This is a genomic window from Kitasatospora sp. NPDC127111, from assembly GCF_042677465.1.
Taxonomy (GTDB): Bacteria; Actinomycetota; Actinomycetes; order Streptomycetales; family Streptomycetaceae; genus Kitasatospora.
The window spans coordinates 43908-67079 of the sequence record NZ_JBHXTG010000053.1 but is presented as its reverse complement, the minus strand read 5'-3'; the positions used below and the strand labels follow the sequence as shown (position 1 = coordinate 67079).

Sequence of the window (23172 nt, the reverse complement as noted above, 5' to 3'; positions counted from 1 at the left end):
GCGTACGAGGCACCGCCGCCGCCGTGCACGTGCAGGTCCACGAACCCGGGCACCACCGTGTACCCGGTCAGGTCCAGGTCACCCGGTTCGGTGGCCCCGCCCAGCCCGGCGATCCGGGAGCCCTCGACCACGAGCCGGCCCGCCTCCACCACCCCGTCGGGCAGCACCAGCCGCGCACCGGCCAGGGCGGTACGCCGCGCCCGGTACCTGGGCGCCACCGGTCCGGTTCTCGGGACAGTCATGCGGACACCTCCGGAACTGCTCTGCGCCACCGCAGAAGCGTGAGTGAAACTGATTGATGAACACCCGTAACAGTCATCTTCGGACACGGCCTCCCGACCTGGCCGACCGCCCCCGGCCGCCCCACTCACTGGTACCCAGGCGAGTCGCCCGTCGACCCGGCTAGACTCGGGCCATGCTCAAAGCTGATCGCGCCGCCCGCATCCTCACGCACGTCACCGAGGCGGGGAGCGCCGATGTGCACGCCCTCGCCGAGCTGCTGGGCGTCTCGACCGCGACCGTGCGCCGGGATCTCCAGGAACTGCACGAGCAGGGGCTGCTGCACCGCACCCGGGGCGGCGCCGTCACCGGGTCGGTCAACCTCGAACTTCCGCTGCGCCACCGGAGCGAGAAGCAGCGCGAGGAGAAGCGCCGGATCGCCCAGGCGGCGGCCGAACTGGTGCCGGACGGCGCGGTGGTGGGTCTCAGCGGCGGCACCACCACCAGCGAGCTGGCCCGGGTGCTGGCCGAGCGCAGCGGCATCACCGTCGTCACCAACGCCGTGAACATCGCGGCCGACCTCATCGTCCGCCCCGAGGTGCGCCTGGTGGTGATCGGCGGCATCGCGCGCACGGCCAGCTACGAGCTGGTCGGCCCGGCCGCCGACCGGATGCTCTCGCAGTACCACCTGGACATCGCCTTCATCGGGGTGGACGGCCTGACGGCGGAGGAGGGCTGCACCACGCACGACGAGATGGAGGCCCAGACCGACCGCGCGTTCCTGCGCAGCAGCGCCCGGTCGGTCGTCCTGGCCGACAGCACCAAGGCCGGCAAGGTCACCTTCGCGCGGATCTGTCCGCTCTCCGAGGTGCACGACCTGGTGACGGACGACGGGCTGACGGACGCCCAGCACAAGGCGTTCGCCAACTGTGGCGTCCGGGTCCACCGGGCCTGAGCGGGCACGTCCGGCACCTCCCGCACGTCAGGCACCTCAGCAGCTCAGCACGTCGGCTGGTCAGCAGGTCAGGCCCGCGGGCTTGCCTGCGGGCCTGGTACGCACGATCCGCCCGCTGGTCGGCCCCGCCCCGGTGGTGCGCCCGGGCGTCCGGCAGGATGGCTGCGGGGCGGGGGCCGCACGGGTGCCCGGGAGAACGGGGAGACGGTGGGCCGATGAGGCGTCTGGCGATGGTGACGGCGGCCGGTGTCCTGGCCGGTTCGGTGGCGGTGGCCGGCTGCGGCAGCGTCCGCTCGGACGGGACCGGGACCGGGACCGGGGCCACGGCGGGCGGCGGCGAGACGGCCGCACCGACCGCGTCCGCCCCCACCGCCGCCGGCACGGGCGCGCCCGACCGCGCCGAGCAGGCCCGCGAGCGCGTCGCCGAGCACGACCGGCTGTTCCCCGAGGTGGCGGCCCTCGGCTGCGCGTCCGCCAAGGCGGGCCCCTCCGCCACCGGAACGGGAAGCGCCGTCCCGGTCGACCCGGAGGCGGCCAAGCACGCCGAGAACAGCGTGTACAAGCAGCAGGCCGCGCTGACCCCCGAGGGCCGCTGCCGCGGCGAGGCCCACAGCGCGCGGATCGCCGCCGCCCTCAGGGCCCGCGTCGGCAGGGCGCCGCTGCGCGAGGACGACGTCGCCGGGCTGTTGGAGTCGCTCGGCTACCCCCGGCTCGGCACCACGGTCACCACCTTCGGCGACGACCTCGTCTTCGACCTGTTCGTCCCCGGCACCGGCCCCTGCGTCAGCGGCCGGCTCACCGCCTCCACCGTGAAGGTCGAGACCCACGGCGCCTACCTGGAGGGCGGCTGCACCGAGCCGAGGGGCGGCCACTGAGGCCCGCGTCCTGACGGGCGGGCGGGCGGGCCGCCGGAGGAGCCGCCGCCCGCGACCTCACGCCGCCGCCGTTCGCCTTCGAGCCGCTCCCGCGGCTGGTCAACACCCTGCTCGCGTACACCCCGATCGGGTGGTTTCTCCACCACCGGCCCGCCCACCCCGGCCGGATCGTCCCCTTCCGCACACCGCTCTCGGACGCCGTCCTCGCTCCCGTGTTCGCGCTGCTCGCGGTGGTGGCGGCCCTCGCTCCGCTCGTCCTGCTCGCCCGCGGCGCGTTCCTCGGCTCCGGGATCCACGACCGCGCCCGCAGGCTGCCGCGCCGCCGCCAAGCCCGCCGCGGGCCGGCGCGGGCCGGCGCGGGCGCCCTCAGTGCCCGCCCCAACCACCCTACTCCTCGGGCGACTTGGTGCCGGCGCTTACCACGGTCGACCGGCCGCGCGGGGCGGTTTTCCGTGGAGTCCCCCCTGATGGGCGAACTGGGCGCGGGCATTGGATCGGTGAGCCCGGGGCGCGGTAGACCTGGTGCCGGCACCACCCGGCGGCCGGCGAAGCGCAGGCCCCCGCCGGCGTGCGCGTGCCCACCTGTCGTCCGTAACTTTCCGATCGTTTGAGGATGCTGATGCTTCGTGCAGGATCGTCACCCAGAGGCAGGCGCTCCGCTCCAGTCCTGGTGTGGCTGCTGCCCACGGTGGTGACGGCGGCGACCGCCGTCGTCGCCGCGGCGGTGGCCTCCACCGGTGCCCGGGCCGAGGTCGTCTGGTGCGGGGTGGTGGGCACCGCGGCGGTGGCCGTGGTGGCCGGCGAGGCGGCGCGCCGTGGGCGCGCGCTGGTCGCCATGCGCGCACGGAGTGCCCGGCTGGAGAACGACCTGCTCGCCCGGCTGGCCCGGCAGGAGTCCGAGACCGATCGGCTCGCCCGCGAGCAGCTGCCCGAGGCCGTGGCCACGCTCCAGCGCGGCGAGCCCGTCGGGGAGGTGCTGCGGAAGTACGAGACCCAGGACGCCATCGTCGGCCCGCAGTTCGAGGCCTCCCGGCAGGCCGTCCTGCGCACCGTGCTGGAGGCCGTCGACAACGAGGAGGCCATGCGCGAGTCCGCGCAGCGGGCCTTCGTGAACATCGCCCGCCGCGTGCAGGCGATCGTCCACCGGCAGGCCCAGGACCTGCGGGCGATGGAGGACCGGCACGGCACCGACCCGGCCGTCTTCGACGACCTGCTGACCCTCGACCACGGCAACGCGCTCATCGGCCGCCTCGCCGACAGCATCGCCGTCCTCGGCGGCGCCCGCCCGGGCCGCCAGTGGAGCCGGGCGGTGCCGCTGTACAGCGTGCTGCGCGGTGGCATGTCCCGCATCCTGGAGTACCGCCGGGTCGAGCTGCACCCGGTGTCCGGGGTCGCGGTGGTCGGGCCCGCCGTCGAGCCGCTGATCCACGCGGTGGCCGAACTGCTCGACAACGCCACCCGCTACTCCCCGCCGCAGACCAGCGTGCACCTGACCGCCGTCGAGGTGCAGACCGGGATCGCGATCGAGATCGAGGACGGCGGCCTCAGCCTCAGCGAGGAGGGCCGGGCCCGCGCCGAGCGGATGCTCCGGGAGGCACAGGCCGGCATCGACCTCAACGACCTCGGCGAGACGCCCCGCCTCGGCCTGGCCGTGGTCGGCCGGCTGGCGCAGGCTTACGGCTTCAAGGTCTCGCTGCGGCACTCCGCGTACGGCGGGGTGCGCGCGGTGCTGATCGTGCCGCAGGAGTACATCACCACCGCCCCGGCCACCGGCCGCGCCCACGGCATCGGCATCACCGCCGGGCCCCGCCCCGAGGGCGACGGCCGCCCCGCGGGCGAGTCGGCGGCGGAGAGCGCCGCCCGGTTCGCCGGTTCCGCCCGGCGGCGGGCCGGCGGGCCGCAGCCCTGGGGGGCGCGCGGCGTTCCCACCGCCTCGGGGCCGTCGCGCGGCTCGGCGCGCGGGTCGTCGTACCGGTCCTCGGCCGGCTCCTCGTACGGGTCGTCCTCCGGTTCATCCTCCGGTTCGTCCTACGGGTCGTCCTCGGGCTCGTCGTACGGGTCCGCCACCAGTTCGTCCTCGGGCTCGTCGTACGGCGTCTCCGCGGCCTCCGGTGCCCGGCCCGCGCCGGAGCCGGGCGAGGACGACCTCCCGATCGTCACCGAGTGGACCGCCAACGGTCTGCCGCAGCGCCGCCGCCACGCCGCGCCCTACCGCGGCGCCGCCTCCCGGGCCGCCGCGGCACCGGAGCCGGCCCGGGAGCCGGTCGAGCCGGGGCTGTGGCTCGCCGCGTTCACCGAGGCAGTGAACGGCCAGACCCCGTCCACCGGCGAGGGCGGTCACCCCAGCGAAGAGCAGGCAGAGAAGGGCGAGCAGTGATTCAGCAGCGCACCAACATGGACTGGATGCTCAAGGACCTCGCGGACAGCGTCCCGTTCACCCGGCAGGTCATCGTGCTCTCCGCCGACGGCCTGCGGATGGCGCAGCACGGCGGCGAGACGGACACCGCCGACCGGCTCGCCGCCGCCTGCGCCGGGCTGCAGAGCCTGGCGGCCGCCGTCGGCAACGAGTTCCCGCACGGCGACGGCCGGATGAGACTGGTCGTCATCGAGATGGGCGGCGGTTTCTTCTACCTGATGGCGGCGGGTGCCCGCGCCTACCTCGCCGTGCTCGCCGACGACGGCGTCGACGCCGGTCTGATGGGCCAGCGGATGCGTGACCTGGTCGCCCGGATCGGCGAGCACCTCACCACGCCGCCGCGCAACGGCGGGCAGGTCGCATGAACTCAACCGACCGGGACTGGGACGACGGGACCGACCCCGAGCGGCTCTACGTGATCACCCGCGGCCGGAGCGGCCTGCCCGAGCAGACCACCTTCGACCTGGTGACCCTGATCGTCTCCCGGGCGGAGCCGGCCCCGACCATGCAGCCCGAGCACGCGGCGATCCTGCGGATCTGCGGTTCGCCGCTGTCCGTCGCGGAGATCTCCGCCTACCTCGGACTGCCGGTGAGCGTCGTCACCGTCCTGCTCGCCGACCTGCTCGACGAGCACCAGATCGAAGCCCGCGCCTGCGTCCCGCAGGCGATCCTCCCCGACCGCGCCCTGTTGGAGGCGGTGATGCATGGACTCCAGAAACTGTGACACCGTGACGGGGCCGCGGACGGCGGACCTGCTGCCGGACACGGCCGCCATGGCGGTCAAGGTGGTGATCGTGGGCGGCTTCGGCGTCGGCAAGACCACGATGGTCGGCTCGGTCAGCGAGATCCGTCCGCTGACCACCGAGGAGACGATGACCCAGGCGGGTGTCGGCGTCGACGACCTCGCCGGGATCGAACGCAAGACCTCGACCACCGTGGCGATGGACTTCGGCCGGATCAGCATCAACGCGGAACTGGTGCTGTACCTGTTCGGCACGCCCGGGCAGGAGCGGTTCTGGTTCCTCTGGAACGGTCTGTTCGAGGGCGCCCTCGGCGCGGTCGTGCTGGTCGACACCCGGCGCCTGGAGGTCAGCTTCGAGGTGATCGGCCGGCTGGAGGACCGCGGCGTGCCGTTCGTCGTCGCCGTCAACACCTTCCCCGAGTCGCCGAGTTACCCGACCGAGGAGCTGCGCGCGGCGCTCGACCTGCCGGTCGAGGTGCCGATCGTCGCCTGCGACGCCCGGTCCCGGGAGTCCAGCCGGGACGTCCTGCTCGCGCTGATGCACCACCTGTACAACCTCTCGGCCCAGCCCGCGCGGTGACCCCGACCCACCCCCGGGCCGCCGTCCGGCCGCCGTACCGTTCCCGCTGCGTGAGGACCGGCGTTCGCGCCGGCCTCCGCGCGCCGACCCCGGAGACACCGTGACCACCCCGTTCACCGACGACGCCTCCCCCACCCCGCCGCCCGGCTGCCCCGCCCACGGACTCGACGCCGCGGATCCCGACGGCCCCGAACGCCGGAGCCCCGGCGGCCTCGGCCTCGCCGCCGAGGGCCTGCGGCGGATCTACGGGCCCGAGGCCGAGGCCGACCCGGCCGGCCTGTACGAGAAGCTGCGCGCCGAACACGGCGAGGTGGCCCCCGTCCTGCTGCACGGCGACCTCCCCGCCTGGCTGATCCTCGGCCACTCGGCGAACCTCACCGCGATGCGCACGCCCTCGCGCTTCTCCCGGGACTCCCGCCGCTGGACGGCGTTCCAGGAGGGCCTCGTCGCCCCCGACTCCCCGCTGATGCCGGTGATCGCCTGGCAGCCGCTGTGCGTGTTCGCCGACGGCGCCGAGCACAAGCGCCTGCGCGGCGCCGTGACCGACAGCCTCAACCGCTTCGACCGGCGCGGCATCCGGCGTCACGTCACCCGTTTCACCGACCAGCTGATCGCCGACTTCGGCCCCACCGGCCGGGCCGACCTGATCTCCCAGTTCGCCGAGCACCTGCCGATGCTCGTGATGACCCAGCTGGTCGGCATGCCCGAGGAGTACGGGCCCCGCCTGGTCGACGCCGCCCGCGACCTGATGAAGGGCACCGAGACGGCCATCGCCAGCAACGACTACGTCGTCGCGTCGCTGCGCCGGATGATGGACCGCAAGCGGGAGTCGCCCGGCAGCGACCTCGTGTCCTGGCTGATGCAGCACCACGCCGAGCTCACCGACGACGAGGTGCTGGAGCACCTGCGGGTGGTGCTGCTCGCCGCGAACGAGACGACGGTCAACCTGATCGCGGACACCCTGAAGATGGTCCTCACCGACGTCCGCTTCCGGGCCCATCTGTCCGGCGGCCACATGACCCTGCCCGACGCCCTGGACCAGGTCCTCTGGGACTCCGCGCCGATGTCGCTGGTCGCGGGCCGCTGGGCGACCGGCGACACCGAGCTCGGCGGGCAGCAGATCAGGACGGGCGACATGCTGCTCCTCGGCCTCGCCGCCGGCAACGTCGACCCGGTCGTCCGCCCCGACCTCAACACGCCGCTCCACGGCAACCGGTCCCACCTCGCCTTCGGCGGCGGCCCGCACGAGTGCCCCGGCCAGGACATCGGCCGGGCCATCGCGGAGACCGGCATCGACCTCCTGCTGACCCGCCTGCCGGACCTCCGACTCGCCGTCCCCGAGGAGGAGTTGAGCTGGACCTCGGCCTGGATCTCGCGCCACCTGGTCGCCCTCCCGGTCGAGTTCACCCCGCGTGCCGCTCCCCCGGCCGACCCGCCCGCGGCCGCGCCGCCCGCCCCCGCCACACCGCCCGCCCCGCGGGCCGCACCCCCCGCCGGCCCGGCCCCCGCCGCGCCCGCCGGCGCGCCGGCCACCACGCCCGCCGCCGCCGTTCCCGTCCCCCGGCAGCGCCGCCGCCGCTGGTGGCGGACGCTCACGGGCCTGCTCCGGCGCTGACGGCGGCGAGGGCAGCCGCCGTACCACCGCCCCGCGGCCTCCGGGCCGCGGGGCGGTCCCGTCCGGCCGCGCGACGCCGCTCCCGGCGACCGGGGCGGGCCCGGCTCACCCCCTGGCGGGCCCCGTCACGGCCGCGGGTGCCCGTTTCGACGACGGGAACCGGACGACGCCGTGGATCAGCATCGCGCACCCGAGGGTGAAGGCGTACCCGCCGGACCGGAGGACCTCGAAGTGGCCGTCGGTCCGAAGGACCACGTACAGCACCCACAGGCCGGTGTTGAGGACGGCGGCGAGGGCGTGCACGTACCGGGGCCAGCGCGGCACCGGGCCCGTACGGCCGCGGCGCGCGAGGAACAACGCCGCGGTGCAGGTGCCGACGGCGAACGCGGCGGCCACGACGAACGGCCAGGAGCCCTGGGGCATGCTGGTCAGGGCGACCGTCGACCCTTCGACCGGTGGCAGGACCATGGCGAGCGTCAGTGCGACGATGGCCGTCCAGAAGGGGAAGGTGGCACGGTCGCGGGCCGGCGGGACCGCGGTCGCGGGCGGTGTGGCGGGCACGGCGGGTACCACCGAGGGCGGCGGCGGGGCCGACGGCGGCGCGGCCGCGGGCGCCGGCGGGGTGGTCACGGTGACGGGCATCGGGGCGGGCGCGGCGAGGCCGGCGGCGGGCGACGGGCCGGCGACCGGTGCGAGCGGCCAGGTGGCGCTCGGGGTGACGACCTGGGTGGGCGGGTGGCCCTCGGCCGGCACCAGGGCGAGTTCCTCGATGAGCTCGGTCACCGACGGGCGCCGTTCGGGCTCCTTGGCCAGGCAGCGCGCGACGATCTCCAGGCCCTGCGGCGGAAGCCGGGAGAGGTCCGGTTCCTCGTACGCGATACGGAAGTTGAGCACCTGGGCCGAGCCCGTCCCGAAGGGGCCGGTGCCGGTGGCGGCGTAGGCCAGCACGGCCCCGAGGGCGAACACGTCGGTGGCCGGTGTGACGGGCCTGCCCAGGAGCTGTTCGGGGGCCATGAAACCGGGGGTGCCCACGATCATCCCGGTGCGGGTGAGCGCGGTCGCCTCGACGGCCACGGAGATCCCGAAGTCGACGACGCGGGGGCCGTCCGGGGCGATCAGCACGTTGGACGGCTTGAGGTCCCGGTGGACCAGATCGGCCGCGTGGACGGCCTCCAGCGCCTCGGCGAGGCCCGCACCCAAGGCCCGCACCGACTCCACCGGCCACGGCCCGTTCGCCGCGACGGCCTCGTCCAGGGGCGGTCCGGGGACGTAGGCGGTGGCGAGCCACGGCGTCGGGCCGTCGGGATCGGCGTCCACCAGGGCGGCCGTGAAGAACCCGGTGACCCTCCGGGCGGCGGCCACCTCGTGGGCGAACCGGCGGCGGAAGCCCGGGTCCTGGGCGAGTTCGGGCCGCACCACCTTCACCGCGACCAGCCGCCCGCTGGGCGACTGCCCCAGGTAGACCTGACCCATCCCGCCGCCGCCCAGGCGCCCGGTGATCCGGTACCGCCCGACCTGCCGCGGATCGGCCGGTTGCAGCTCGTCCACCAGGCTCTCCCCTCGCCCCACGTGCGTCCCGCTCGGCGTGATTACACACCCAACGCGCCCGCCCCCGCAGCCGCTTGCTCACAATCCGCAGCCGGCACGCCCGGCACGGCGCTGCCCGGTGCGGCACGAGCCGACCGGGGCGGGCTCAGCCGCGGTCGGTGCGGTGCAGCACCAGCCCGCGGGTGGCGCGGGCGAGTTCGGCGGCGGCGTCCGGGGTGAGGCCGTTGGCCTCGACGACGACGAGGCCGATGCTGCCGCCGTCGACCCAGCTGCAACCGACCAGATCCTCCTCGGACTCACTGGTGAAGGAGATGCAGCGCATCGAGCCGCCGTACGGGCCGGGGTCGGTGGCCCAGATGACGTGGATCCGCGCGGAGGCGCTGGCCAGGCCCTGCTCGTAGGTGCCCAGGACGTCGGCGGGCAGGCCGTGGAGGTCGCCCACGGCGCCCGCGACGGCGAGTTTGGCGGTGTTCGTGGCCTCGCTGCCGTAGGCGAACCCGAAGGTCTGGAGGCCGTCCCGCGCCCACGCCGCGGCGAGGCCGTCGGCGTAGGCGTTGCCGTCGGAGTAGTAGAGCCGCTCCCACTGGCGGAAGGTCAGCGGCGCCGAGGCCTCGTACCTCGGGTAGTCCCGGTACTGGGCGCCGGACCAGACGACGGCGCCGGTCACCGACCCCGCGAGCACGAGGGCGGCCAGCGCCGGGACCACCTTCTCCCGTGCGGAGTACGGGGGCACCGCGGGCAGCGGGGGAAGCTTCGGGGCGTCCGGTGCCGCTGCCCCGGGTGTGCCCGGGCCGACCCGCCCCCGGCGGCGGGCGCCGGCCAGCAGGCGGCGGAGCAGCACGAGGGGCAGCACGAACGGCGGGACCAGCAGGGCGAGCGACCAGCCGGGCCAGCGGAAGGCCGGGACGGCGAGGACCGCCAGCCCGAGCCCCGCCGCGAGGGCCAGCCCAGTGCTCAACGGCGCCCGCACCAGCGGCCGCAGCAACCGGCCGCCGGGGCGGGCGAGCGCCGCCAGGGTCTCCGCGCGGACGGCCCGGCGCTCGTCCCGCCGTGACAGGAGGTCGGCCTCGTCCGGCGGGGCCGCCAGGGCCAGGCGCGCGTCGTGACGCTGGATCCGGGCCGCGGAGGGCGGCTTGGGCGCGGTGCCGAGTTTACCGGCGGCCAGCTCGGCGATCCGCCGCGCCTGCGCCGATTCCGGGGCCGACGACGCCAGCCGGTCGGCGAGTTCGAAGCCGTGCCGGTACCGTCCGGGCCGCCGGTCGGCGTCGCTCTCCAGGCAGTGTTCCGCATAGGCGGCGAGCAGGTCGAGGTCCTCGGGCAGCGCCGCGAGGCCCTCGTAGTAGACGGCGGCGGCCAGGTCGTCGTGGTCGTCGTCGTCCTCCTCCCGGTGGGCCCGCGCCAGCAGCAGGTAGAGCGCGCTGTCCGGGCCACCCGCGGCCAGCGCCTCGCGGGCCTCCCGGCGAGCACCCTCCAGGTCACCGGCGCGGAGCCGTTCGGCGATCTGCTCGGACGAGGCCGTTGGCGCCGCGCCCTGCTCCGTGTGCATCTGTCCTGTCCTGCTTTCGGGGTGCGTACCGGTACGTCGGGCGCCCATGATCGCGTCCCGCGTCCTCGCTGGTCAACGCCGTTCCCACGGCCTGGCGCGCCGCACCCCGAGCGGGGTCCGCCCTTGGGTACCGTCACCGGCTGTGGAGGAGATCCGACGGTCCGTCAGCGTCCCCGCCGTGCAGCCGGAGTCGCCCGTGCGGCGGCCGGCACCCCGGGCCGGGGCCGGCGGGGAACCGGAACAGGTCTGGTACGCGGCGTACGGCTCGAACATGCATGCCGAGCAGCTGGCCCGCTACCTCCTCGGGGGCCGGCCGCCGGGCGGCGTGCGCACCTACCCGGGGTGCCGGGACGGCGGGCTGCCGACGCGGACCGTGCCGCTGCTGCTGCCCGGCTCGCTGTACTTCGCGCTGGAGTCGGCGGTCTGGGGCGGCGGCATGGCCTTCTACGACCCGGCCGCGGCCGGCGAACTGCCCGCCCGGGCCTACCTGCTCTCCGCCGGGCAGTTCAGTGACATCGCGGCGCAGGAGATGCACCGCGAGCCGGAGCGGGACCTCCCGCTGGCCGGCGTCCTCGCCGCCGGACGGGAGCAACTCGGGCCCGGACGCTACGAGACCCTGCTCTGCCCGGGCACCCTCGACGGCGTGCCGGTGCTGACGTTCACCGCTCCCTGGGACCCGGCCGCCGCCGAGCTGAACGCTCCGCGCGCCGCGTACCTGCGGAACCTCGCCGCCGGCCTGGTCGACGCCCACGGCTGGACCCTGCGGCAGGCGGCCGGGTACCTGAGCAGCCGCCCGGGCGCGGCCGGGCACTGGACGGCGGCCGCACTCCTGCGGGAGCTGGACGGCACGGTGGGACCGGCGGGGCCGCCCGGCTGAGCGGGAGCCACGTGCGGTCGGCCCGTCGGGGCCGCGCGGCTGAGCGGAAGCCGCGTGCGGTCGGCCCGTCAGGGCCGCGCGGACACCGGCCTCGACGGCGGGCATCTCGGCGGGGTCCGCGGAGATCCGGGCACCCCTGGGCGCACGTCCACGGTGCACGGACTCCTCCGCGGCTTCAGGGCTGGACTCCCGGGTGCGGGGAGACCTTCGGCGAGCACGAGCAAGCCGGCTCGCCGCCCGTTTCCGAATGCGGCCCGGACGTGCCCGGCGACCCGGCCCCGGCCGACGACGGCGCGCGCTTCGCCGCCGTCGTGCCGGAGGGCCTGGTCCCACGGGCGGCGCGCTACTCGGCGACGGTCAGCACGACCTTGCCGGTCACCCGTCCGGTGCCGCCCAGCTCGTGGCCCTTCGCGGCCTGGGCGAGCGGGAACACCGCCTCGATCACGGGCCGCAGGCTCCCCGCCGTGACCAGGTCGGCGATCGCCCGCATGCCCGCCTGGTCGGCCTCGACCAGCAGCGGGTAGGCGCGGACGCCGCGGGCGGCGCCCCGCTCGGGGAGGTCGGCGGGCATCAGGGTGAGCGCGATGGTGACCAGTTGCCCGCCCGGCCTGACGACGGCGAGGGACCGGCTCGCCGTGTCGCCGCCGAGGGTGTCGAAGACCAGGTCGACCGGCTCGATCGCGGTGAAGTCCTCGGTCCGGTAGTCGATCACCTCGTCCGCGCCGAGCTGGCGCAGCAGCGCGTGCTTGGGGGCGCTGGCGGTACCGATCACGTACGCCCCGCGCGCCTTGGCGATCTGGACGGCGAAGTGGCCCACGCCGCCGGCCGCCGCGTGGATCAGCACCCGCTGCCCCGGACGGACGTCCGCCGCGTCCACCAGGACCTGCCAGGCGGTGAGGGCGGCGAGCGGCACCGCGGCCGCCCGGACGTGGTCGAGCTCGGCCGGCTTGCGGACCAGTGCGCGGGCCGGCGCCACCACGTACTCGGCGAACGAGCCGACGCCGTGCGGGTAGGGCAGCATGCCGAACACCTCGTCGCCGGGGCGGTGGATCGTGACGCCGGGGCCGACGGCCTCGACCACGCCGGAGACGTCCCAGCCGAGTACCAGCGGGAGGCGGTCGAGGAGGCCGGGGAACTGCCGGTGCTTCCAGTCGGTCGGGTTCATGCCCGCCGCGTGGACGCGGACGAGCACCTCGGAGGGGCCGGGCAGCGGGCGGTCGAGCTCGACCTCCCGCAGTACGTCGGTGCCGCCGTAGGTGTCCTGGGAGATGGCCTTCATCGTCGTCATGGATCCAGGATGGCCGCGCTCCGACCTGCGTCGATAGCGGCCCGGAGGTCATCATGTGCAAGGATCGGGCCATGCATCGTGTCGTCGTTCTCGCCCTGGACGGGGTCATCCCGTTCGAGCTGAGCCTCGCCTCCCGGCTCTTCGGCACCGCCGCGGACGCCGAGGAGCGGCCGCTGTACGAGGTGGTCACCTGTTCGCTGGACGGCCGGCCGGTCCGCACCGCCGCCGACTTCTCGATCACCGTCGAACGGGACCGCTCCGCCCTGGCCGGGGCCGACACCCTGGTCATCCCCGCCGCCGAGGAGTTCGCCGGGATCACCGGCCCGGACGCGCTGCCGCGCGGGGTCGCCGAGGCGCTGGGTCTGCTGCGGCCCGACGCCCGGATCGCGGGCATCTGCGTCGCGACCTACCTGCTCGCCGGCGCGGGCCTGCTCGACGGCCGCCCGGCGGCCACCCACTGGCGGCACTCCGACCGGTTCCGTCGGCACTACCCGCGGGTCGACCTCGCGCCGGACGTCCTGTTCGTCGACTCCGGGCGCATCCTGACCTCGGCCGGGGCGGCGGCCGGCATCGACCTGATCCTGCACCTGATCCGCTCCGACCACGGCAGCGCCGTCGCCAACCAGGTCGCCCGGCGCTGCGTCGTCCCGCCGCAGCGCGAGGGCGGCCAGGCGCAGTACGTGGAGCGGCCGGTACCCGCCGGCGCCGACGCCGGGACGTCCGCCACCCGCGCGTGGGCGCTCGACCGGCTGCACGAGCCGCTCCAGCTGGCCGACCTCGCCGACCACGCGGGCATGAGCCGGCGCACCTTCACCCGGCGCTTCCGGGCCGAGGTCGGGCTCAGCCCGGGCCAGTGGCTGACCCAGCAGCGCGTCGACCTCGCCCGGCACCTGCTGGAGAGCAGCGATCTGACGGTCAACCGGATCGCCGAACGGGTCGGCTTCGGGACGGGCGCCTCGCTCCGGCAGCACCTCCACAGCGCGATCGGCGTCCCGCCGGGCGCCTACCGGCGGACCTTCCGCAGCTGAGCCCGGCCGGCTCCGCCGCCGGTCGGTCGGCCGCGGAGCCGGTCACCCGCGCCGCGGTCAGGCCTGCGCGGTGGGCCGGTCACCCGCCCCGCGGTCAGGCCTGCGCGGTGGGGCGGACGACGATCTCGCTGACGTCGACGCCGTCCGGCTGCCCGATGGCGTAAGCGATGGCGGAGGCGACGGCGGAGGGCGGCATGGCGATCTCGTCGCGCAGCCGCCCGAGGGCCGCCGCCGCCTCGGGGCTCGCCCCCTTGCCCACGCCCTCCGTGTCGGTGAACCCCGGGGAGACGAGGGTGACCCGCAGGTCCGGTCCCGACTCCTGCCGCAGCCCCTCGGTCAACACCTTCACCGCCGCCTTGGTGGCCGCGTAGACGGCCTGCGGGGGCTTCACGACGTAGGCCGCGGTGGACGCGACGTTGACGAACTGGCCCGCCCGTTGCCGCCGGAAGACGGGCAGGGCCGCCCCGATGCCGTTCAGCAGGCCGGTGATGTGGGTGGCGACCATGGCGTCCCAGTCGTCCTGGCGCAGCTCGTCGAACGGCGAGATCGCCATGGTGCCGGCGTTGGAGACCAGGACGTCGAGCCGGCCGAAGTGCTCGACGGCCGTGTCCGCCAGGCGCTTGAGGTCCTCGCGGCGCGTGACGTCGACGACCACCCCGGTGGCCGAGCCGCCCCCTGCCGTGATCCGGTCCACCACCGCGTTCAGCCGGTCCTCCCGCCGCGCTCCGAGCACCAGGTGGGCTCCGCGTTCGGCGAGGTGGATCGCCGTCGCCTCGCCGATGCCGCTGCTGGCACCCGTGATCGCGACGACCTTGCCCTCGATTCCTTGCATGCCCGGCTTCCTCCCACGGAGCGTACGCGCGTCGGCGCGTTGACCTACAGTGAAGCGGGGGCACCCCCACTTACGCCGAGGCTAAGTGGAGGCGCCTCCGGTTAGCAAGCGAAGAGCTGCTGAAGAGCCGACGAGGGCTTCCGGGAGGGGACGGCAACGCCGATGGCCGACGGAACAGGACGACCGCTGCGGGCCGACGCGCGGCGCAACAGGGAGAAGATCCTCGCGGCCGCCGTGCGCGTGTTCGCGACGGAGGGGCTGGACGCGCACCTGGAGCGCATCGCCAAGGAGGCGGGCGTGGGCAGCGCGACCCTGTACCGCAATTTCCCCACCCGGGAGGCGCTGGTCGAGGCGGTCTACCGCAACGAGGTGGCCCAACTGTGCGAGGCCGTCCCCGACCTCCTCGCGACGAAGCCGCCCCAGGAGGCCCTGCGCGCCTGGACGCGCCTCTTCCTGGACTACGTCACCGCCAAGTACGGCATGATCGACGCCCTGCGCGCCATCGCCGCGACGGGAGGCAACCCCTACGGTCACAGCCGGGACATGATCCGGTCCGCCATCACGGCGCTCATGGACGCGTGCGTGGCCGCCGGAACGATCCGCACCGACATCAGCCCCGCCGACCTCGGCGCCGCCCTCGAAGGCATCGCCCTCACCTCGGCGGGCCCCGAGCACCGGCAGCGGGCGGAGCGCCTGCTCGACCTCACCCTGGACGGCCTCAAGACCCGCCCGTGACGACCCCGCGGCCCGGACCGGCTTCGGCCGTCCTGGCCCGCATCCGCCGGCCGCGACGCCGGCGATCCCCTTGGCATGCCCATGAGTTGGTGGTTCAATGCTCTCCTCTCGTTAGGAAACTTTCCTAACATGCTCGCCCCGACGCCGCTTCCCCGCCGAGAGGACGACTCCCCCATGGGCCGCTGGACCACGAAGACCCTCACCACCGGGGCGGCACTCGCCGCCCTGTTCGCCATCACCACCGCCCCCGCCACGGCGTCGACCGCCGAATCCGCCGCCGTGCCCGGCCAGGAACGGACGCGCCCGCTCGACGCGCCGTTCCGCCACCCCGGTGTCCTGGTGGGCGAGCAGCAGCTGGCCTTCGTCAAGGCCAAGGTGGACGCCGGCGCCGAGCCGTGGAAGTCCGCCTTCGCGGACCTCGGGGCCAGCCGGTACGCCGCCCTCTCCTGGCAGCCCAAGCCGCGTGCCACCGTCGAGTGCGGCTCCAGCTCCAACCCCAACCACGGCTGCTCCGACGAACGCGACGACTCGATGGCCGCCTACACCCACGCACTGCGGTGGGTGCTCGGTGGCGACAAGCGGCACGCCGACAAGGCGATCGAGATCATGGACGCCTGGGCGAAGGTCGTCCGCGAGCACACCAACACCAACGCGCAGCTGCAGACCGGTTGGTCGGGCAACAACTGGGCCCGCGCCGCCGAGCTCGTCCGGTACTCGAAGGCGGGCTGGCCCGCCGCCTCCGTCGACCGCTTCGCCACCATGCTCCGCACCGTCTACCTGCCCCAGCTCACGCCGGGCAGCCCCCGCAAGAACGGCAACTGGGAGCTGATCGAGACCGACGCGCTGATGGGCATCGCCGTCTTCCTCGACGACCACAAGGCCTTCGACCGGGCCGTCACGATGTGGCGCGGCCGGCTGCCCGCCTACGTGTACCTGGCCTCGGACGGGACCCTGCCGGTGCCGCCCCCGAACGCCGGCATCAGCGGCCGGGACGCGCTCGTCGGCTACTGGCAGGGGCAGCAGACCTTCGTGGACGGGCTCTCGCAGGAGACCTGCCGCGACTTCGGGCACACCGGCTGGGGCCTGGCGGCGGCCGCGCAGACGGCCGAGACGGCCCGGCTGCAGGGGCTCGACCTGTGGAGCGAGGGACGGCAACGCCTGGTCAAGGCCCTGGAGTTCCACACCAAGTACGAGAACGGCGCCAAGGCCCCGGGCTGGCTGTGCGACGGGAGCCTCGACACCGGCCTCGGGCCGGCCGTCCAGCTCGCCTACAACGAGTACCACGACCGGGAGGGCCTCGCGCTGCCGCAGACCGAACGGTACGTGGCGGCCCACAGCCCGTTCGGCGTGAACTACTTCATCGGCTGGGAGACCCTCACCCACACCCGTACTCCCTGACCGGGTGCCCTTCCGTCGCGCCGACCCGTCGCACCGTCCCGTCGCACCGTTCCGGTGGGCCGCGCCGGCACCGGGGCGGCGCGGCCCACCGGGACGGCCGGGCGGGGTGCCCGGCCCGGACGGGGTGCTCAGAACACCGACCAGCCCGTCGCCGTCGTCAGCGCGTCCAGGGCGGCGACCCCGAGCACCGAGTTCCCCGCGGTGTCCAGGCCCGGGCTCCAGACGCAGACCGTTCCCCGGCCCGGCAGCACGGCCAGCACACCCCCGCCCACCCCGCTCTTGCCGGGCAGCCCCACCCGATAGGCGAACTCCCCGGCCGCGTCGTACGTCCCGCAGGTGAGCAGTACGGCATTGATCCGCTTGGCCTCGCTGCGGGACAGCAGCCGCGAGCCGTCGGCCCTCGTCCCGTGCCGGGCGAGGAAGAGCCCGGCCAGGGCGAGGTCGCGGCAGCTCGCCTCGATGGCACAGTGCGCGTAGTAGTGCGCGAGGACGCTGTCCACCGGGTTGCGCAGGTTGCCGTAGCTGGCCATGAAGTGCGCCATCGCGGCGTTGCGGTGACCGTGCTGCGCCTCGGAGGAGGCCACCGAGTCGTCCACCGCGACGGCCGGGTTCCCGGACTCGGCCCGGAGGAACTCGCGGACCGCGCCCACCGCGTCGCCGGTCAGTTTCAGCAGCCGGTCGGTCACCACCAGCGCGCCCGCGTTGATGAACGGGTTGCGCGGGATGCCGTGCTCGGACTCCAGCTGCACCAACGAGTTGAACGGGTTGCCGGAGGGCTCGCGGCCCACGCCCGTCCAGAGGGCGTCGCCGCCCTCGGCCAGTGCCAGGGCGAGCGTGAACAGCTTGGAGACCGACTGGATCGAGAACGGCTGCTGCCAGTCACCCGCCCCGAACACCTCGCCGTCCACGGTCGCGATCGCCATCCCGAAGGCCGTCGGGTCGGCCTTCGCGAGCGCCGGGATGTAGTCGGCGACCCGACCCCGCTCCGGCGCCCGCCGGGCGGCCTCCATCGCGTCCTGCAACAGCACCTGGTAGTCCACGTCGTTCACGCCGCCATTGTGGCCACCCCCGCCGGCCGGGCCGAAGCCGGGGTGGCCACCACCGCCGACCGGCCGGGGTGGCCGGACACCCGGCAGGCGTCAGCCGAGCACCTCGCCCACCAGCGCGGCCGTCCGCGCGACCAGCTTGTTGTCGCTCGGGCCGGTGGCCGCGTGGGTGGTCGTCAGCACGGCGAGCACGATCGGCGGCCCGTCCGGCTTCCGGACCACGCCCACGTCGTTCGCCACCCCGTACGAGCTGGCGCCGCCGGTCTTGTCCGCCAGGATCCAGCCGGGCAGGCCCTCCCGGAACCGGGCGAGGTTGGTCGTGTTGGCGAGCATCCAGCCGGTCAGCCGTTCGCGGTCCCGGGGCGGGAGCACGTCGCCGAGGAGCAGCCTCGCGTACGTCCCCGCGATGGCGCGCGGGCTGGTGGTGTCGGTCGTCCGCCACGGCTCCGCCGAGTTGAGCGCCGGCTCCCACCGGTCGAGCCTGGTCCGGCCGTCGCCGATCGAGCGGCAGAACCGGGTGACCGCCGTGGGGCCGCCCAGCTCGCGCAGGATCAGGTTGGCCGCCGCGTTGTCGCTCTGGCTGACGGCGGCCGCGCACAGTTCCTCGACGGTCATGCCGTTGGCGATGTTCTTCTCCAGGCCGGTGACCGGGCCGTACGTCGAGGCCTCCACGTCATCCGCGGTGTAGTGGATCCGTTCGGCCAGGAACTCGCCGTCCCGGTCCAAGTCCCGCAGCACGGCCGCGACGGCGAGCGGCTTGAAGACCGAGCAGAGCGGGAACCGCTCGTCCGCCCGGTACACCACCGTCCGGCCGGTGGCCGTGTTGCGCCCGTACACCCCGAGCCGGGCGGCGTGCTCCTGCTCCAGGTCGGCGAGCTGTCGTTCCAGGTCGGCCAGCCGCCGGGCGGGGCCGGCGTCCCCGGCCGCCGCCGCGTGGGCCCGCCCGCCCGTGAGCAGGCCGCCGGCCAGCACCGCGCCGGCTCCGGCGGCCAGCACCGACCGTCGCGACGGACGCGCCCCCGACGCACCCCCGGTCGTCCCGATCCTCATCACGGTGTCTCCTCTCTCCCCTGCGATCTCGACAACGATCAACACGCGATGAGCGACGGGTAAGTTCCACGCGAGTCACACCGCACACGAACGAGTGACGCCGGGAGGTCGCCGCTGACGGCGGGGTGCGCCGGCCTGGCGGGTCGTCCGGACATCGAGGGCCCGTCCACCGATCATGGTCGCTGTACCCGCGGGGCCGCCGCGCCGGACGGCGGCCGCGAACGGGCGCACCCGTTCCGAAGACCCTAGAGAGCCAACGGGAGAACAGCGCATGAAGATCGCCCGCCGTGGTGCCTTCCTGGCGGCCCTGTCCCTGTGTGCCGCCGTACCGCTACTCGCCGGGGCCTCGGCCCCGGCCGACCCCGCCGGGCCCACGACCGACGCCACCTGCGTGCTGAACGCCCACGGCGTCTTCGCCACCGCGGTCGGTGCGGGCGGTACCGACCTCCCCGTGGGCGACACGCTGGCCATGACCGGCACCGTGTCGTGCGTCGATGCCGCCGGCGCCCCCGCGGCCACCGGCACCTTCGAGCGGACGGTCACCATGCCGGCCGCCGAGTGCACCGGCGACGAGCACGGGGACACGGCCACCACGACCGTCCACTGGACCGACCGGACCGCCTCCACCTTCCGGTTCGACCGGATCGACGTGGTGAAGGTCGACGGCACCGCCTCACTGGTCGTCACCGGCGCCGTCACCGCCGACAGCGCGCGCTTCGCGGGCGACATCGTCAACGCGGTGGGCACCAGCAGCGGCACCGGTTGCGGCACCCCGGCGGGCGAGACCGCCGTCGACTCGACCCTCGTGGTCCGCCTCACCCACTGAAGCGGACCGGCCCACCCGTACGCGCACCCGCACATGGAGAAGAACCGACATGCCACTCCCTCGGACCGAGCCCCGGACGGTCCCGGCCGACCCCGCGACCCCGAAGGCCCGCATCTACGCGATGCTGGACACGGACGGAGACGGAGTCGCCTCCCGGCACGACTACTTCGTCCGGATCGAACGGGCCCAGCGGGCGACCGGACGCGGCGACGACGATCCCCTGGTCATCGCCGCACGCGCCACGGGCGAACGGGCCTGGGCCGCGATGGACGCCAACGGCGACGGCGTGATGACCTACGAGGAGTACGTCGCCTGGGTGGACGCCGAGAAGTTCGACACCGTCTGCCGGTACGCCCTGGGCGCCCTGTTCGACCTCGCCGACGCCGACCAGGACGGCGCCCTGGACCGCTCGCAGTTCACCACGCTCCGCCAGGCACTGGGCAACCGGCCCGACCACGCCGACGCGGCCTTCGACGCGCTGGACCGCGACGGCGACGGGCGCGTCGGCCGTCAGGAGTACCTGGCGTCGATCCGCGCGTACGTCACCGGTGACGACTCCCCGATGGGTGACGCGCTGTACTGATCGCCCCTCGCCCGGGGCCGGTCGGGCGGGTCGGGCCGGCTGGGACGCGGCGCCTTGGTGAACCGAGGGCGCCGCGGCCCGGCCGCCACCGCCCGTCAGGCTCCGGCGTCCCGCAGGCGGCGCAGCACGGCCATCAGTTCCTCGGGCGGGGCGATCGAGAACGAGCGCGTCTCCTCGTCGATGTGGGTCAGCGAGGTCACCACGCCCTTGCACCACCAGTAGAGCCGGGGCGACAGCGGGCCCGGGTTGTCCTGGTACGCGCCGAGGCCGAAGGCCGCCAAGTCGTTGACCGCCTCGACCACCTGGGGGCCGGCCAGCGGGTGGAAGACCAGGTGGTGCCGGCTCGGCACCGTGAACAGAGCACCCTCCTCCGGCAGTTCCGCCCCCGTCACGGCCCGTGCCAGCTCGTCCAGGACCAGCGCCTTGCTGGCGACGAACATCGACTCGCCGGAGACGATGTGCATGGCCGCACCGCCCGGCCCGTGGGCGAGGTCGTACGTGACCGGCTCCCGCACCAGGTTGGCCCGGCCGGCGGCCCGCAGCGTCTCCAGCCCCACCTCGGCGACGGCGCGGTCGTCCATCAGGCGGACCGCCTCGGGCAGGTCCAGGGCCAGCGCCTCCTGCAGCCCGGGCGCCACCCGCCGGACGTAGCCGAACGCCGCGGCGGCCTCGGGCGGGAAGGCGTCCTCGGGCACCAGCCGCAGGTACACCGCGCGGAGCACCTCCGCCGCCCCCTGCGGGGTGGCCGCCTCCGCGCCGTCGAGGGCGCGGAAGTGCTGTTCGACCAGCCCGGGCCAGGCGCGCGGGTCGGCGCGGCGGCACAGCTGGGCGAGGTTGTGGAGCGAGCGGGTCCCCTGCGGCGCGTGCAGGGTGTCACCGACGACGGTGACCTGCGGGTGGCCGGCGTGGTACTGGCGCACCAGGTCGCGCAGGTACTCGGCCTGGTCGACCGTCAGGGCGGTCAGGTGCGGGTCGTGCTGGGGCGTGGCCTTGGAACGGAAGAACTTCATGCCCCCGACCCTAGGCGGACGTCCCGCCCGGCCCGGCACGGGGGCACGGCGGTCCGCCCGGGGCGGGCGGTTGACGGAGCCTCAGCCCCCCCCGGTCCGGCTCAGCTCACCCCGGTCGTCCCCGGTCCGCCGCGGCCCGGTCCGGCTCGGCCCGGCCGGCCCGGGGCCCGGCCGAGGCCCATCGCGTCGGCCAGCAGGCGGTAGGAGTCGAGCAGCGCCGCGCGGTCGTACGTGCTGGTGGTGACGAGGAACTCGTCGGCCCCGCTCCGCTCCACCAGGGCGGCGAGCTCGGCGGCGGCCTGCTCCGGCGTACCGGCGATGTGCCCGCGCAGGGCGTCCTCGTAGGCGGTACGCTCGCGGGCCGTCATCGCCCGGGCCCGGATCTCCGTGCTCGGGGCGAGCGGCGGGAACTCGCCGTGGGTGCGGGCGTGGGCGCTCGCCCAGGCCTCCGGAACCAGCAGCTCCCGGGCCCGCTCGGCGGTCCCGGCGACCGCCACCGTCCCCGAGACGACGACGTACGGCCGGGCCGCCTGCGCCGAGGGCCGGAACCGGGCGCGGTAGCGGTCGATCGCGGCCAGCATCCGCTCCTCCCCGCGGACCGCGGCGATGACCAGCGGCAGCCCCGCGTCGGCGGCGAGGTCGGCGCCCGCGCCGGTGGCCAGCACGAAGGCCGGGACGTGCATTCCCTCGGCGGGGCGGGCGTGGACGTCGCGAGCGGTGCGCCCGGCCGCGTCGAAGTAGGCGAGCAGCTCGGCCAGCTGGGCCGGGAAGTCCTCGGCGGCGTCCTTCTCCCGCCCGAGTGCCCGCCGGACACCGTCGGTGAAGGCCACCGAGCGGCCGAGGCCCATGTCGATCCGGCCCGGGAACAGCGCGGCGAGCACGCCGAACTGCTCCGCCACCACCAGCGGTCGGTGGTTGGGGAGCATCACGCCGCCCGTGCCGACCCGGATCCGGCCGGTGGCCGCCGCCACCGCCGCGGCGAGCACGGTCGGTGCCGAGCCCGCCACGCCGGGGACGCCGTGGTGCTCGGAGACCCAGAAGCGGTGGTAGCCGAGCCGCTCCGCCTCCCGGGCGAACGCCACCGTGTCCCGCAGCGCCTGCGCCGGCTCCTCCCCCTGCCTGGTCCGGGAACGGTCGAGGACGGACAGGCGGATCGTGGGCGCGGCACCGGCCACGTCGGCACCGGCCACAAGGGCGGCGTTCACGTGCGCGGCGTTCACGTCGGCACCGGCCACGTCGGCGGCGTTCACGTCGGCACTGTCCACGTCGGGGGTGTTCACGTCAGGGGCCAACCACCGCCGGCGCGGATCTCATTCCCGGGTCGGCCGGGGCTCCTCCCGCCGCGCGCCGGCGGCTCCCGGCCGACCGAAGTCGGCGCCGGGGCGGTGGTCCTCGCAGAACCACCCGCCGGCGTAGGGCCGGGCCTCGGCGCCGCAATGCGGCTCGCCCGCCGAGCAGACGCCCCGCCGGACCGGCGCGATGTCCGGCCGCTCGGGCCGGGCCGGGGGCGCGGCGGGCGCCGGCGGCAGGGGTTCACCGCCGGCCCGGGCGGGCCGGACGACGGGGTGGTGCGGTCCGCCCCTGACGCGCTGCAGCAGGCACTGCGCGTCCCGCCGCCCGCGCGGGCCGGCGTGCCGCGGCCGGGGCAGCACCGCGTGGTCGCCGGCGCGGGGGTCCGCGAGGGTGCCGCCGTTGGTGGGGAATTGCCGCCACAGGCCGCGGATTCCGGGGTGTCCGGCACCGTCGCGCTCGAGGTCGAGTACCGCGCCGATGCGCACGCAGAACACCGGCTCTTGTCTGGGGAGTTCACCGTCGAAATCGTCCATGGCATCTCATTTCTGCCATCAACCACCGAGGTAACGGTCCTGGCCAACGGGCTCAACCTGCCCAGCCGGCCGGTGAATTCAACGTAAGGAAGCCAGAATTCCGGCCAACTCGCCCCCACCCGCCGAGAATTGTCCGAAAACACCCCCCGATCCCGGCCGGGTACCGCTCCACCGCGG

22 protein-coding genes and 1 pseudogene are annotated in these 23172 nt (G+C 75.2%); 13 read left to right on the top strand and 10 right to left on the bottom strand.

What is annotated here, in order from left to right; translation table 11 throughout:
- Window positions 1-242, bottom strand: a pseudogene (locus ACFVHB_RS27570) (N-acetylglucosamine-6-phosphate deacetylase); the annotation flags it as partial.
- 173 nt (window positions 243-415) lie between these two features.
- On the opposite strand from ACFVHB_RS27570, the gene ACFVHB_RS27565 reads away from it, so the two are divergent.
- The 7 genes from ACFVHB_RS27565 to ACFVHB_RS27535 all read left to right on the top strand — a co-directional run bounded on the left by ACFVHB_RS27565 (window position 416) and on the right by ACFVHB_RS27535 (window position 7402).
- Window positions 416-1174: a DeoR/GlpR family DNA-binding transcription regulator gene (locus ACFVHB_RS27565; protein WP_380327595.1), complete on the top strand. Its 759-nt coding sequence runs from the start codon at window positions 416-418 to the stop codon at window positions 1172-1174.
- A gap of 215 nt (window positions 1175-1389) precedes the next feature.
- Entirely contained in the window at window positions 1390-2049 is a 660-nt protein-coding gene (locus ACFVHB_RS27560) for a hypothetical protein (RefSeq protein WP_380327594.1), read from the top strand.
- A gap of 619 nt (window positions 2050-2668) precedes the next feature.
- Window positions 2669-4426 carry an ATP-binding protein gene (locus tag ACFVHB_RS27555; protein WP_380327592.1) on the top strand — a complete coding sequence of 586 codons (1758 nt, stop codon included), beginning with the start codon at window positions 2669-2671 and terminating at the stop codon, window positions 4424-4426.
- Window positions 4423-4830 (top strand): roadblock/LC7 domain-containing protein, encoded by a 408-nt coding sequence (locus ACFVHB_RS27550; protein WP_380327590.1) that lies wholly within the window; start codon window positions 4423-4425, stop codon window positions 4828-4830. The genes ACFVHB_RS27555 and ACFVHB_RS27550 overlap by 4 nt, the downstream gene beginning before the upstream one ends.
- The gene (locus ACFVHB_RS27545; RefSeq protein ID WP_380327588.1) at window positions 4827-5189 is read left to right on the top strand and encodes a DUF742 domain-containing protein; all 363 of its coding nucleotides are present in this window, start codon (window positions 4827-4829) and stop codon (window positions 5187-5189) included. The genes ACFVHB_RS27550 and ACFVHB_RS27545 overlap by 4 nt, the downstream gene beginning before the upstream one ends.
- Entirely contained in the window at window positions 5170-5787 is a 618-nt protein-coding gene (locus ACFVHB_RS27540; RefSeq protein WP_380327586.1) for an ATP/GTP-binding protein, read from the top strand. Before ACFVHB_RS27545 ends, ACFVHB_RS27540 begins: the two co-directional genes overlap by 20 nt.
- A 100-nt stretch (window positions 5788-5887) precedes the next feature.
- The gene (locus ACFVHB_RS27535) at window positions 5888-7402 is read left to right on the top strand and encodes a cytochrome P450 (protein WP_380327584.1); all 1515 of its coding nucleotides are present in this window, start codon (window positions 5888-5890) and stop codon (window positions 7400-7402) included.
- Between the two features lie 105 nt (window positions 7403-7507).
- Here the strand turns inward: ACFVHB_RS27535 and ACFVHB_RS27530 are convergent, their stop codons facing one another.
- A complete protein-coding gene (locus tag ACFVHB_RS27530; RefSeq protein ID WP_380327582.1) occupies window positions 7508-8950 on the bottom strand; it encodes a serine/threonine-protein kinase in 1443 nt (480 codons plus the stop codon).
- Between the two features lie 145 nt (window positions 8951-9095).
- On the bottom strand, window positions 9096-10496 hold the full coding sequence (locus tag ACFVHB_RS27525) for a hypothetical protein (protein WP_380327580.1): 1401 nt from the start codon (window positions 10494-10496) through the stop codon (window positions 9096-9098).
- 142 nt (window positions 10497-10638) lie between these two features.
- On the opposite strand from ACFVHB_RS27525, the gene ACFVHB_RS27520 reads away from it, so the two are divergent.
- On the top strand, window positions 10639-11373 hold the full coding sequence (locus tag ACFVHB_RS27520; RefSeq protein WP_380327578.1) for a histone deacetylase: 735 nt from the start codon (window positions 10639-10641) through the stop codon (window positions 11371-11373).
- Between the two features lie 343 nt (window positions 11374-11716).
- On the opposite strand, the gene ACFVHB_RS27515 is transcribed toward ACFVHB_RS27520, so the two are convergent.
- Window positions 11717-12652: an NADP-dependent oxidoreductase gene (locus ACFVHB_RS27515; protein ID WP_380327601.1), complete on the bottom strand. Its 936-nt coding sequence runs from the start codon at window positions 12650-12652 to the stop codon at window positions 11717-11719.
- 80 nt (window positions 12653-12732) lie between these two features.
- Here ACFVHB_RS27515 and ACFVHB_RS27510 point away from each other — a divergent pair, with 80 nt between their 5' ends.
- A complete protein-coding gene (locus tag ACFVHB_RS27510; protein WP_380327576.1) occupies window positions 12733-13689 on the top strand; it encodes a GlxA family transcriptional regulator in 957 nt (318 codons plus the stop codon).
- Between the two features lie 94 nt (window positions 13690-13783).
- Here ACFVHB_RS27510 and ACFVHB_RS27505 read toward each other — a convergent pair whose 3' ends face one another.
- Complete coding sequence (locus ACFVHB_RS27505) at window positions 13784-14521, bottom strand: SDR family oxidoreductase (protein WP_380327574.1); 738 nt, start codon at window positions 14519-14521, stop codon at window positions 13784-13786.
- 162 nt (window positions 14522-14683) lie between these two features.
- Between ACFVHB_RS27505 and ACFVHB_RS27500 the strand changes: the two genes are divergently transcribed.
- Both ACFVHB_RS27500 and ACFVHB_RS27495 read left to right on the top strand, forming a co-directional pair.
- A complete protein-coding gene (locus ACFVHB_RS27500; RefSeq protein ID WP_380327572.1) occupies window positions 14684-15256 on the top strand; it encodes a TetR/AcrR family transcriptional regulator in 573 nt (190 codons plus the stop codon).
- Between the two features lie 174 nt (window positions 15257-15430).
- Window positions 15431-16654: an alginate lyase family protein gene (locus ACFVHB_RS27495; protein WP_380327570.1), complete on the top strand. Its 1224-nt coding sequence runs from the start codon at window positions 15431-15433 to the stop codon at window positions 16652-16654.
- 128 nt (window positions 16655-16782) lie between these two features.
- Here the strand turns inward: ACFVHB_RS27495 and ACFVHB_RS27490 are convergent, their stop codons facing one another.
- Complete coding sequence (locus ACFVHB_RS27490) at window positions 16783-17694, bottom strand: glutaminase (RefSeq protein WP_380327599.1); 912 nt, start codon at window positions 17692-17694, stop codon at window positions 16783-16785.
- A 99-nt stretch (window positions 17695-17793) separates the two neighbouring features.
- On the bottom strand, window positions 17794-18750 hold the full coding sequence (bla, locus tag ACFVHB_RS27485; RefSeq protein ID WP_380327568.1) for a class A beta-lactamase: 957 nt from the start codon (window positions 18748-18750) through the stop codon (window positions 17794-17796).
- Window positions 18751-19021: 271 nt separating this feature from the next.
- Between bla and ACFVHB_RS27480 the strand changes: the two genes are divergently transcribed.
- Window positions 19022-19576 carry a hypothetical protein gene (locus tag ACFVHB_RS27480; protein WP_380327566.1) on the top strand — a complete coding sequence of 185 codons (555 nt, stop codon included), beginning with the start codon at window positions 19022-19024 and terminating at the stop codon, window positions 19574-19576.
- A gap of 49 nt (window positions 19577-19625) precedes the next feature.
- Window positions 19626-20159 (top strand): EF-hand domain-containing protein, encoded by a 534-nt coding sequence (locus ACFVHB_RS27475; protein WP_380327564.1) that lies wholly within the window; start codon window positions 19626-19628, stop codon window positions 20157-20159.
- Between the two features lie 95 nt (window positions 20160-20254).
- Here the strand turns inward: ACFVHB_RS27475 and ACFVHB_RS27470 are convergent, their stop codons facing one another.
- The 3 genes from ACFVHB_RS27470 to ACFVHB_RS27460 all read right to left on the bottom strand — a co-directional run bounded on the left by ACFVHB_RS27470 (window position 20255) and on the right by ACFVHB_RS27460 (window position 22995).
- Window positions 20255-21169 (bottom strand): hypothetical protein, encoded by a 915-nt coding sequence (locus ACFVHB_RS27470; protein ID WP_380327562.1) that lies wholly within the window; start codon window positions 21167-21169, stop codon window positions 20255-20257.
- A 101-nt stretch (window positions 21170-21270) separates the two neighbouring features.
- The gene (locus ACFVHB_RS27465; RefSeq protein ID WP_380327597.1) at window positions 21271-22344 is read right to left on the bottom strand and encodes an MsnO8 family LLM class oxidoreductase; all 1074 of its coding nucleotides are present in this window, start codon (window positions 22342-22344) and stop codon (window positions 21271-21273) included.
- A 135-nt stretch (window positions 22345-22479) separates the two neighbouring features.
- Window positions 22480-22995, bottom strand: coding sequence for a hypothetical protein (locus tag ACFVHB_RS27460; protein WP_380327560.1), 516 nt, complete (start codon window positions 22993-22995; stop codon window positions 22480-22482).
- Window positions 22996-23172 lie beyond the last annotated feature (177 nt).